This window comes from Halobacillus sp. A1 (assembly GCF_024189295.1).
Taxonomy (GTDB): Bacteria; Bacillota; Bacilli; order Bacillales; family Halobacillaceae; genus Halobacillus_A.
Genome location: NZ_JAIZEN010000043.1, coordinates 1 through 10,752, shown reverse-complemented (window position 1 = coordinate 10,752; position 10,752 = coordinate 1). Strand labels below are relative to the sequence as shown.

Below are 10,752 nucleotides of genomic sequence, written 5' to 3'. Positions count from 1 at the left end.
GCTTTATTTGATTATGTCCACTGGTACAATCATATTCGCATTCATGGCACTCTCAACTACCTTAGTCCTATAGAATTTAAGAAGAAACACCTTAATGAAATTGTCTAGTTTTGTGTTGACAATCCAAGGCCCCGGAAGGCGAAGCCTGAGGAGACTCAGCGCACGCCCACGGAAAGCGAACCGTTTCCCGGAGCCCTTTCCTCTAACTAACGTCTCGGAATAGTGTGTACAATACAAACAGATCAAATAAAAAATGCCGCCCAAAAAAGGACGGCTTGGTGGGTTATTTCAGGGCGAACATGATTTCGGCTTCGCAGGCCAGCTCGCCATCGACGGTGGCTGTGGCCTTTCCTTTGCCGATGGGGCCTTTGAGGCGTACGATTTCAACTTCGAGCTTGAGGCGGTCGCCGGGTTTGACCTGGCGCTTGAAGCGGCATTTGTCGATCCCTGTGAAAAAGGCGAGTTTGCCCTGGTTCTCTTCTTTTTTCAGCATGGCGACAGCTCCCATTTGTGCGAGCGCTTCGGTGATCAGAACACCTGGCATTACGGGATAGTCAGGAAAGTGTCCCTGGAAGAAAGGTTCGTTCGCTGTTACGTTTTTGTATCCGACCGCGCGCTTGCCCTCTTCGATCTCTTCGACCTGATCGATCAGCAGAAACGGATAACGGTGCGGGATGATTTTTTTGATTTCTTGAATGTCTAGCATAGAAAAGCTCCTTTCCGTACAAACTACCCCTATTATAAGGGTATCGACTCATTTGGACAAAATTTTCTTTAAAAAGTTTCAACATTATTATTTTAGGATATTTATAGAGGCAGGATCGTTTTTATAAAAAAGGAGGTCAACGATATGCTTTGGACTATCATCGGCATTATACTTGCCATCTGGCTTATCGGCCTTGTGCTGGATATTGCAGGCGGACTTATTAATTTATTATTGATAGCTGCCGTTATCATCATCATTTACAAAGTGGTTAAGGGTAGGAAAAAACCATAGCCCGTCCATCTAAAAAACCGTCATGGGTCTCATGACGGTTTTTGTTATGAAGATCGGGTGAGGCGTGATCGGTTGATCGACTGTTCCGAGCTTCCGGATAGACTCGATTGCCGCAATTCGTTAACGTGTACGCTCGGACTGAGCCAGAAGGTGTACCAGGAACCTTCTTTGACGATCGGGTCGAGGTCGAACAGCTCGAACTGGCACGATTCGGACAATTCCTTCAGCTGGAATTTCGTCGGCAGTGCGAACAGATTGGAATGGGCGACGAAAAAGCTGTTAAATGCGGATGAAAAGGCTTCGCCGAATTCAGTTTCGCTGATCGGGGTGATGACGGAAATCAATCCGTCTTTTGACAGGTAACTGTTCAAGTGATCGAGCAGTCCCCGGCGAGAATCAGGGTGGATGTAATGGAAGATGTTATGGATCAATATGACGTCTACCGTCCCTTCATCGGGTCTCCACGAGTTGATATCGCCTACTTCAAAATGGATGTTCGGGTAGTTTCTTGACTCCTCGCGTGCTTTGACGATGACGTTTTTGTTAATGTCGACTCCGAGCATTTCGACATCAGGAAGTTCGTCGGCCAGTTTACGCAAGTAGCCGCCGTGACCGCAGCCGAGATCGACGATCGTTTTCACTTTGCGGTGACGGATCATTTTTTTAATTTTAGTGATGGCGAAATATTCGAGAAGAGCGGACGTTTCCGCTACGATTTCTCCGTGCAGCTCGTGATCAAAGCGGGCCCGCTCCTGGGAGACCATATATTTTGGATAGTTCAGCAGCGTCGGCATATGAAGCTCCATGATCTCTTTAAGCAGGGCTTTGACGCCGGGGGAAGCGTTGTTGCCGATCAGCGACGCGCAGCGTTTCTTGGATGTGCGGAATGTTTGGTTCGGGCGCCTCTTCAAATGTTTGACCGCGAGGCCGACGCGTACCCATGAAGAAAGCATATCTTCCGCATAGCCGGTTTCCTCACTTACGTCCTGGATGGTTCGTGCTTTGCTGAAATGATCGAATAATTGCAGTTCTGATCCTACATAAGCATGCCATACCGGCAGAAAGGATTCATTCTTCTTCATCCATTTACGTGCCTGCATCGCTGTGATCCATTCATTTTTCATACTACACCTTCCCTTTCCCTTCGAATTTCCACGGATAATCTTCCGCTTCACTGAAAAGCTGCTTTTGCTGCGTATGGTCTTTGATCCGTTTTCTGCGGACGGGAAGGACGCTCCCTTGAATCGCACGGTCGAACAAGGAGAAATTCCAGCGTCCAAGACCTGATATGTTCAGCATTTGTTTGACGTGCAGCTGGTCATCGTCATAGATGCGCTGAACAGCACGCATCCGTATTTTCCTCCACCATGGGTTCGGAAAAGAATAGACGAGCGCCGACATATGGCTTAACGAGAGTAAAAAGGATACCCGCGGCTTGCGGACATCTTCGTAGTAGTGCAGGTTCTCATGATACGGTTTACCCTCTTCTTTACACCAGGCGAGCAGCTCGCCCAGCACATCGGCATCCTGGACGGCGAGATTCATCCCTTCCCCTGCCATCGGGTGGACGGTATGAGCTGCATCGCCGATAAGAGCGAGGTTGCCGGAGTAATACTTGTCGACATGATACGTAAACGGAATCATCAGCTGGATCTGCCGCCAATCGTCCAGAGATTTGACGGTTTCCGCAAGCTCAGGCTCAAGATTCCCATACGCTTTGTATAGATGCTCCAGTCCTTTTTCTTTTATTTTTTTAAATTCCCCGGCTTTGATCAAGTAGACGGTCCGCACTTCGTTATCAGGAAGTGGGAATAAGCCGAGGAAGCAGCTCGTCGTTGTAATGATTTTTCCTTTGGTGAAGCTTTCCGGCCGCGGAATCGTGACGGTCAGGAAGTGGTGGTTATAATCCTTCCGCTGCACGCTTACGTTCATCGCATCGCGCGTCGGCGATGTGCGTCCTTCTGCACCGACATACACCTGCGCCTGGATGCGGGAGATTTTTTTATTGTGTCGGATAAGCGCCATTCCGCTTTCAAACCCGAGAAAGCGTGCGCCTGGTAAGTAGTTGAAATAGTCTGCGTACGTCTGCCCTTTTTCGCGAAGGATGTCTTTCGTCCGTTCGTGGGGTACCATCAACGCGTGATCATATCGGCTCGCCACCCGGCTGTAGTTCAGTTCGGTCAGCTGGATGTTCTCCGGTGGTTCCTGACCAGGGCGGGTGTTGATTTCCTGAAATCGGAGCTGGTCGATGATGTGGCCGCTCGCTTCGATCTCTTCGAGCACACCGATGCGATCAAGTATGGCGAGTGTTTTCGGCTGGAGAAGCTCTCCTTTATAGGCGTTCGATTTCTTTTTCAATTGCTCGGCGATCGTCACGTGGACTCCGCGGCTCGCAAGCTTTACAGCCAGGGCAAGTCCACCGACGCCTCCTCCTGCAATGAATACGTCTGTTTTCACTATCGCTTCCCCTCCCCCCGTTTTTTTCTATGATAGATTAATTCCACAATTAGCTGAGAAGGAAACATTTTATTACATCTGTGAACATTGGAGTGCAATTGTTTCATGCTTTATTGTAATGAAAGCTGCTTAACGACTAGGACAGTTCCGTTACCTGATGTTGGGAGGATGGGTTTTAGGAAACGACTCGCTTTCCGTGGGCGTATGGCGTGCCTCCTCGGGCTTTCAGCCCTGCGGGGTCACCCCTTATCCGCATATCCCACAGGAGTCTCGCCGTTTCCTAAAACCCTTACCCGATAATAATTGAACGGAACACTACTCTGCTTTAGACGGGACTGGACTCAGCTCGTTGGAGAAAAACGAAATCCTGCTTGAGAAAAACCAGGTAATAAAATCAGCCGATTAGCAGATACTTCTTTTTCAAGAAAGTTATCGTCATTCCGATCTATATTTTGTATAGGGCGCAGGGGAACGGGGAGACTCCTGCGGGACAAAAGTGCATGGTGAGATCCCGGAAGGCGCGAAGCGCATGAGGAAGCTCACCCATAGCCGTCAAGCTAAGCTAAACGATTTTGTTTTCCCTTCTCTAAACGTTATCCTTCTAGAAGAAATTTCTAAGGAAGGATGATTTTATGGTTTTCGATAAACAAATCAAAGCGATGTCCCAAGTTATTCGTCAGACATTCCACCCTGATTTCATTCAAAAAACGGCTTATGAAACAGGGTTTCAACAGCGAAAAGGAAAACTAACCCCGGAAGCTTTTCTCGTTCTATGTACGTTTCTTCAACATTCGATTAGTCAAAAAAGCTTGCGCAATTTAAGCACCAAATTCAGTTACGAATACTTGACCACTATAACCAAACAGGGCTTGAACGAACGGTTTAATACGAAGGCTGTTTCGTTCTTAAAACAGATTTATGATCGCTTAGCTGATCAACAGGGAGAGGTCTCCTCTATGTTGGAAAACCATTCTTTATTCTCTCGCATTCGAATTATGGATGCGACATCCTTTCGCCTCCCAAGGAACTATAAGGATTATCCTGGCGTTCAAGGCCATGGGGTAAAAGTACAACTGGAATATGAATATCTTAATGGTGAATTTCTTTATCATTCCGTCAGCCGTGAATCAAAAAGCGATAAGGATGCAGCCCGAGACGTTTTAGGGACCCACCAGCCGGGTGATTTACTTTTGCGCGATCTAGGATATTATTCGGCAAGCATCATAAGAGAAATTTTCAAAACGGAAGCGTCTTTAATCACACGAGTTCCAAGCCAGACGAAATTTTGGTTAGGGAGTACAAAAGAAGGGTGGACTCAGGTTAAACCTGAGGAGGACTTGAAAGATTGTAGAGGAGGGGAAACGATCGACTACGGGTTCATCAAGGTTGGTGGAGATTCTCGCAATTCCTTTGTGGCACGAGTGGTCGCACGAAAGCTCACCACGGAACAGCGCAAAAGACGGGATAGAGCTTTACAATTAAAAAGGCAGAAAGGCCACCAGACCCTTTCTGCCCAAGAAAGAAACTCTATCCAAATTCTCGTGACCAATATAACACATGAGAATTTGAAGGCTCAAGACCTATATCCTCTGTATACCCTGAGATGGCAAATCGAAATCTTATTTAAAACATGGAAGTCCTTATTTGAAATCGATGAGGTTCAAAAGATGAAACAAGCACGCTTTGAATGTCATTTGTATGGAACGTTGATTGAAATTCTTCTCTCCTCTATGTTGGCGTTTCAATGTAGATTGTATTTACACACGATTCACCAAGCAGAAGCTAGTGAATATAAGTGTATTGACACAGCGAGAGAGTCCTTACATTACCTGATAACGGCTGTCAAAACAGGGGGAGAACAGGTGACGCTCATGATTAGGCTCGTGCACGAGAATGCCAGAATACACGGGAGAAAAGAGCACAGAAAAAACCATATCAGCCCATTTGATGTTTTAGGGATAACTTACAAGTAAGAGGTGAATGATTGTTTTTTCAGCCCCTTGACACATTCAGCCTTTGATAGGATATCTACTGTAAAATAAAGGAAATTAAGGTGTTCATCTATCAAGCTAAATCAGAATGATTTACTAGCTTGACGGCTATGGGAAGCTCACCGCGCTCCCGCGGAAAGCGACTCGTTCCCATGCGCCCTCTCCTCTCATAAAGTATCGGAATGCAGAAAAAAAAGCACGAGCCCTTAAAAGAGCTCGTGCTTTATCACAACCGACATTAATTGCCGTTCATGATATCAATGATATGCTGCCATGTTGACCAGTTTAAGGCATCAAGCGGATTTCCGTCCCCGATGACGCCATAGCCGATCATAAGGCCTACAACGAGAGCCACGACGCTGAGTACGAGAACGAGGACGATCCGAAGCCAAATTGGAACTGCGCGGCGTCTTGAAGAAGACGGGCGCTTTTCGACAGGCTTTTTCTCACCTTTCGTTTGCTTTTTCTGCTGTTTTACATTTTTGTTCTTTTCCTCAGTTGCCATTGGGTTGGTTCTCCTTACGTTATGATCTTAATTGATTGACGAGTCCCATCATTTCATCGCCGGTCGAAATGGATCGGGAATTGAATGAATAGGCTCGCTGCGCATTTTGCATGTCTGTCATTTGTTTGGCAATATCGACGTTCGAAGATTCGAGCGTTCCGGCACGAACTTGACCGTCAGCCTCTACGATTACGCCGTCTGCCGCGTCATCCGGTACACGGAAACGATTTTCTCCAGTTGCTTCAAGCATGCGCGGACGAACGGCTTCTACGATGCCGAGCTGTCCTTCTACCGCTTCTTCCCCATCACGCTGGACGACGATGGCTCCGTCTTCACGCACCTGCAGATCCTGAAAATTCTCAGCGAACGTCAGCGGCTCGCCGTTATTATCAAGAATCGGACTGCCGTTGGAGGCGGTCAGCATCATCTCGCCGTTATCAAGCGGACTGAGGTACAAGTTTCCTGACCGGGTGTACTGCGTTTCGACACCATTTTCGGTCTCTGTCTGCAATTGAAACAGATGATTGTCTTCAAGTAAAGCGATATCCAGGCCGCGCCCGGTATCCTGCATCGTGCCTTGCGTCAAATCGATATTCGTATGGGCGAGCTTCGCTCCGGAACCGATTCGGATGCCGTCTGGCGTCAGACGATTGACTTCCGCTTCCTCATCAGACTGGTTGTTGATCTGCTGGGTGAGCAGGGAAGCGAAGTCAGCTTGTCTGCTTTTATAGCCCGTAGTGTTCGTATTGGCCATATTATTTCCGATTAAATCGAGCTTTTGCTGCAGCTGCCCCATCGTGTTGGATGCTTGCATCATCGATAGATTCATAGACGGCTCCCCTTCTTATCCTAATTTTCCTACGTCATTGACGGTTTTCTGCATGCTTTGATCGTAGGCTTTCAGTGCGCGCTGGTTCATTTCGAAGTTACGGTATGTATTATTCATTTCCGTCATCATCCGGGCTGGATCAACGTTTGATCCTTCCAGCACGTTCTGCTGTACGGTAAAATCAACGCCATCGATATCACGTGCATTAACGACAGGTTCTCCATCTTCTCCGACGGTGTAGAGGTCATCGCCTTCTTTCACCATGTCGTTCGCGTTCGCTGTATAAGAAAGGCCAAGCTCCGTTTCTTCTCCGTCGATCTCAAGCGTCCCATTATCCTGGACGGTGAATTCCATGCCATCCGTCTGGATCGGTTCTCCGGCATCATCCAGCACGTAGTAGCCCTGGTTCGTCGTCAGAAACCCTTCGCCGTCAACGGTGAAATTCCCGTTTCTCGTCTGCCGGACATCTCCGTCTTGATTTTGTACATTGAAAAATAAGAATCCTTCTTCGTCCGGTACGTCACCATGTAAGAGAGCCAGGTCTGTTGTGTTCCCTGTCTCCCTTACATCGCCCTGAGAAAATTCAGGCACGGCTTCCTGCATATAAACACCTGTATTCAGAGAGCCCAGCTCCTTTTGTGTCGGCAGCGTCAATCCGCCAGAACTTGCAGGGATCGTTTCTCCTCCCATTTGCTGCAGCAGCAGTTCAGGAAAAGCCCGCATCGTGCCCTGGTCGGCTTTGTAGCCGGGTGTATCGGAGTTGGCTATATTGTTCGATAGTGTTTCCTGCATACGCTGGTTGGCTATCATTCCTGATGCCGCCGTATTGAATCCTCTCAGCAAGACGATCGCTCCCTTTTAACCGATTTTATTTCGAGTAATTTTATCGATGTTCTCAAGCATGATGCCTGTCCCTTTAGCTACACAGTCCATTGGGTTCTCAGCTACAAAAACAGGAACCTTCAGCTCTTCCGCAAGAACTTGGTCAATTCCATGCAAAAGCGCGCCTCCACCTGTCATGATGATTCCGCGGTCGATGATGTCCGCAGATAGTTCAGGCGGTGTGCGCTCTAGAACCTGCTTCGCTGATAGCGTAATCGTCTGGACCAATTCACGAAGACACACTTCGATTTCTTCGGACGTCACGGTAATCGTACGGGGCAGACCTGTGACCATGTCACGGCCGCGGATGTCGATTTCTTCATTTCGGGCACCTTTAAAAACGGTTGCGACTTCGATCTTGATATTCTCCGCCGTTCGATCCCCAATCAAAAGCTTATACGTTTTCTTAATGTACTGCAGAATTTCCGCGTCAAACTTATCTCCGGCCATTTTGATGGATGACGCTGTCACGATATCTCCCATGGACAGGACGGCTACGTCTGTCGTTCCTCCACCGATATCTATGACCATATTCCCACTTGGCTGTAAAATTTCCATACCGGCACCGATCGCTGCGACTTTCGGCTCTTCTTCAAGGTAGACATTCTTCCCGCCCGATTTCTCGGCCGCTTCACGGATCGCCTTTTGCTCAACCTTCGTAATGTTTGTCGGACAGCAGATCAGCATGCGAGGCTTCGACATGAATCCTTTCACATTCGTCTTATGGATGAAATGACGCAGCATGGCCTCTGTTACGTCAAAATCTGCAATCACTCCATCTTTAAGAGGACGGATCGCCTCGATATTGCCAGGCGTACGGCCGACCATACGGCGAGCGGCTTCTCCGACTTCAAGCACTTTTCCGCTATTGCGGTCCATAGCTACGACCGATGGTTCATTGAGTACGATTCCTTTTCCTTTTACATGAATAAGTACGTTCGCTGTTCCTAAGTCAATTCCTATATCTCGCGCAAACATGTTGAGTAAATCCTCCCTATTTATCAAAAAACTATGTCAATATCGGTTGATTGAAAGTAACATACATCTAGTTCTTTATTTTATCACAAAGTGGAATTGTTCGTATTATTTTTTAAGAAAAAAGTTGCATGCGAAAAGGGGGTGGATTGACCCGGGAGGAAGTCGGAAACTTAATGTGTGGGCTCTGCAGGTGTATCTTTTCCTATTGTGCGGTATTTCATTCGTGTGGCTTCTCCTCCTCTGAGATGTCTGATTTCTTTGTGGTGGTCGAGGATCTTTTTCACTTCTTTTGCTAGAGGGGCGTTGATCTCTGGAAGCCGTTCTGTTAAATCTTTATGCACCGTACTTTTGGAAACTCCAAACTCTTTCGCAATCACACGTACTGTCTTTTTCGTCTCGATAATGTACTCACCTGTCTTGATGGTTCGCTCTTTGATGTAGTCATGCACATCTCTCGCCTCCTGTGATTGACTATCCAAGGGGTATGGTGAGACGGGATAGGGTATCAGCGTCTATGATAGTAGTGGAGCTCTTGATGGATCACCCTGGATGGCACCGATTGTTCGGTTATGTTCATTCTATTATCAATACAGGGGAGATATGCTCTATCTTTACAGCAGGATTGTGTTTTGGCACAGGAATTTCGGATCATACGCTCGTCCACCTATTTGAGGACATAAAAAAATGGAGGCCGAAGCAGCCTCCATTTTTAGCACGTGGGTATTGCAATATTTTTTGCTGATTATGATTGAGTTGTTGAGCGAGATGAAGAGCTATCCTCATCTACCGTCGGATCTTCTACATCTGCATCCTCTTCATTTTCTGACGAATCATCAGATTGTGTACCTTGATCTTCCCCTTCAGGCGTTTCATCCTGATCTAGTTCAGGAACAAGGTCAGTCTCAGATAATTCTTCTTCAGGTGCATCTTCTTCTGTCGCTTCTTCAGAATCCTCGGATCCATCAGTTCCGTCTTCCGTCACAGCTTCAGCTGCTTCGATCGAGCTGACTGCTTGTCCAAAGAAATTCTCAGGATTGACTGGCTGATCGTCTTTTCTCACTTCAAAGTGTACATGAACGCCGCTGTCTTTGCCAAAAGAGCTTTGACTCGCTTGTCCTAACACATCACCTTGTTCTACTTCATCGCCAGACTTGACTTGTACATCAGCTAAGCTGGAGTAAACGGTGGTCACTTCGTTATCATGAGTAAGTTCTACGACATTACCATACAACGGATCTTCTTTCACTTCTGTTACAGCGCCTGATAGAGCGGCTGTCACTTCGAAAGCTTCCCCTTCATTCTGAGTAATATCGACGCCTTTGCTCTGGTAGTACTTATTGTTGTAAAGGACTAGTGCACTTTCCTGTTCTTCATCTGTTGCTCCATAGTCGAAAAACTTCGTTACGATCGCTGCATCTTCTTGACTTGTGACTGGCATTTCCAAATTCTCATCTTGAGACGTTACAGGAACTGCTTCCTCACCATCTTCGTTCACAAACACATCGTTTTCTACTTGGCTTTCGTCATTAAGCTGATCAGCGACATCATTTGAACTTTGCTGATACCAGAACACTCCTACCAACACCAACGCTGCTACTGTCAGATATACTGCAGGGTAAAGCCATTTCTTGCGCATTAAGCGTTTGAACTTTAGTTTAGTCACGCTTTTCTTTCCTTCCTCTCTCATGTTCATCACCTCAAGAAACAGTTTGAACGCTTTTATGGAAATATATACATGACTAGAAAAAATTTTATTGGGGAGGGTGGAAAGGCTTATATAGAGGGGATTATTATGGGTTCGTTATTATGGGAAGTAGTGAGGTGGCGGGAAATCAACTCGCTTTCTTGCGGGGGAACTGGATGGTTAAGTAAACAATTCCGAGCTGTTAATGAGTGTTAAAGGGCTCCGGGAAACGATTCGCTTTCCGTGGGCGTGCGCTGAGCCTCCTCAGGCTTCGCCTTCCGGGGTCTCACCTAACCCGCCATATCCCACAGGAGATTCCTGTGGGATTAATTTTGTACCTCTTGAATAAAAAGAAGCCCTCCCGTAAGATGCATTTGTACAACCAAATACAAACATCAAAAGGAGGACTTCCCTTTGAATCATAAGCGG

At 47.0% G+C, this 10,752-nt stretch carries 12 protein-coding genes; 3 read left to right on the top strand and 9 right to left on the bottom strand.

The features are described 5' to 3' along the window. Window positions 1–108 (top strand): IS3 family transposase (locus LF817_RS19710; RefSeq protein WP_253937276.1); only part of this gene is annotated, 108 nt, incomplete at its 5' end. Between the two features lie 175 nt (window positions 109–283). On the opposite strand, the gene fabZ is transcribed toward LF817_RS19710, so the two are convergent. Next, the gene (gene fabZ, locus LF817_RS19705; RefSeq protein ID WP_253937522.1) at window positions 284–706 is read right to left on the bottom strand and encodes a 3-hydroxyacyl-ACP dehydratase FabZ; all 423 of its coding nucleotides are present in this window, start codon (window positions 704–706) and stop codon (window positions 284–286) included. A 144-nt stretch (window positions 707–850) separates the two neighbouring features. Between fabZ and LF817_RS19700 the strand changes: the two genes are divergently transcribed. After that, the gene (locus LF817_RS19700; RefSeq protein WP_253937521.1) at window positions 851–997 is read left to right on the top strand and encodes a lmo0937 family membrane protein; all 147 of its coding nucleotides are present in this window, start codon (window positions 851–853) and stop codon (window positions 995–997) included. A 44-nt stretch (window positions 998–1,041) separates the two neighbouring features. Here the strand turns inward: LF817_RS19700 and LF817_RS19695 are convergent, their stop codons facing one another. Together LF817_RS19695 and LF817_RS19690 are read right to left on the bottom strand one after the other, a co-directional pair. Continuing rightward, the gene (locus LF817_RS19695) at window positions 1,042–2,172 is read right to left on the bottom strand and encodes a class I SAM-dependent methyltransferase (RefSeq protein ID WP_253937520.1); all 1,131 of its coding nucleotides are present in this window, start codon (window positions 2,170–2,172) and stop codon (window positions 1,042–1,044) included. After that, a complete protein-coding gene (locus tag LF817_RS19690) occupies window positions 2,123–3,454 on the bottom strand; it encodes an FAD-dependent oxidoreductase (protein WP_253937519.1) in 1,332 nt (443 codons plus the stop codon). Before LF817_RS19690 ends, LF817_RS19695 begins: the two co-directional genes overlap by 50 nt. 632 nt (window positions 3,455–4,086) lie before the next feature. On the opposite strand from LF817_RS19690, the gene LF817_RS19685 reads away from it, so the two are divergent. Next, window positions 4,087–5,427, top strand: a complete 1,341-nt coding sequence (locus tag LF817_RS19685; RefSeq protein ID WP_253937518.1) for an IS4 family transposase — start codon at window positions 4,087–4,089, stop codon at window positions 5,425–5,427. A 256-nt stretch (window positions 5,428–5,683) separates the two neighbouring features. On the opposite strand, the gene LF817_RS19680 is transcribed toward LF817_RS19685, so the two are convergent. The 6 genes from LF817_RS19680 to spoIIQ all read right to left on the bottom strand — a co-directional run bounded on the left by LF817_RS19680 (window position 5,684) and on the right by spoIIQ (window position 10,326). Then, the gene (locus LF817_RS19680; RefSeq protein ID WP_253937517.1) at window positions 5,684–5,950 is read right to left on the bottom strand and encodes a DNA-directed RNA polymerase subunit beta; all 267 of its coding nucleotides are present in this window, start codon (window positions 5,948–5,950) and stop codon (window positions 5,684–5,686) included. A 19-nt stretch (window positions 5,951–5,969) separates the two neighbouring features. Beyond that, a complete protein-coding gene (locus tag LF817_RS19675) occupies window positions 5,970–6,779 on the bottom strand; it encodes a flagellar hook-basal body protein (RefSeq protein ID WP_253937516.1) in 810 nt (269 codons plus the stop codon). A gap of 15 nt (window positions 6,780–6,794) precedes the next feature. Continuing rightward, window positions 6,795–7,622 (bottom strand): flagellar hook-basal body protein, encoded by an 828-nt coding sequence (locus tag LF817_RS19670; RefSeq protein ID WP_253937515.1) that lies wholly within the window; start codon window positions 7,620–7,622, stop codon window positions 6,795–6,797. Between the two features lie 15 nt (window positions 7,623–7,637). Then, window positions 7,638–8,639, bottom strand: a complete 1,002-nt coding sequence (gene mreB, locus LF817_RS19665; RefSeq protein ID WP_253937514.1) for a rod shape-determining protein — start codon at window positions 8,637–8,639, stop codon at window positions 7,638–7,640. 170 nt (window positions 8,640–8,809) lie between these two features. After that, a complete protein-coding gene (gene spoIIID, locus LF817_RS19660) occupies window positions 8,810–9,088 on the bottom strand; it encodes a sporulation transcriptional regulator SpoIIID (RefSeq protein ID WP_253937513.1) in 279 nt (92 codons plus the stop codon). A 293-nt stretch (window positions 9,089–9,381) separates the two neighbouring features. Then, window positions 9,382–10,326 (bottom strand): stage II sporulation protein SpoIIQ, encoded by a 945-nt coding sequence (gene spoIIQ, locus LF817_RS19655; protein WP_483867079.1) that lies wholly within the window; start codon window positions 10,324–10,326, stop codon window positions 9,382–9,384. Between the last annotated feature and the right edge of the window lie 426 nt (window positions 10,327–10,752).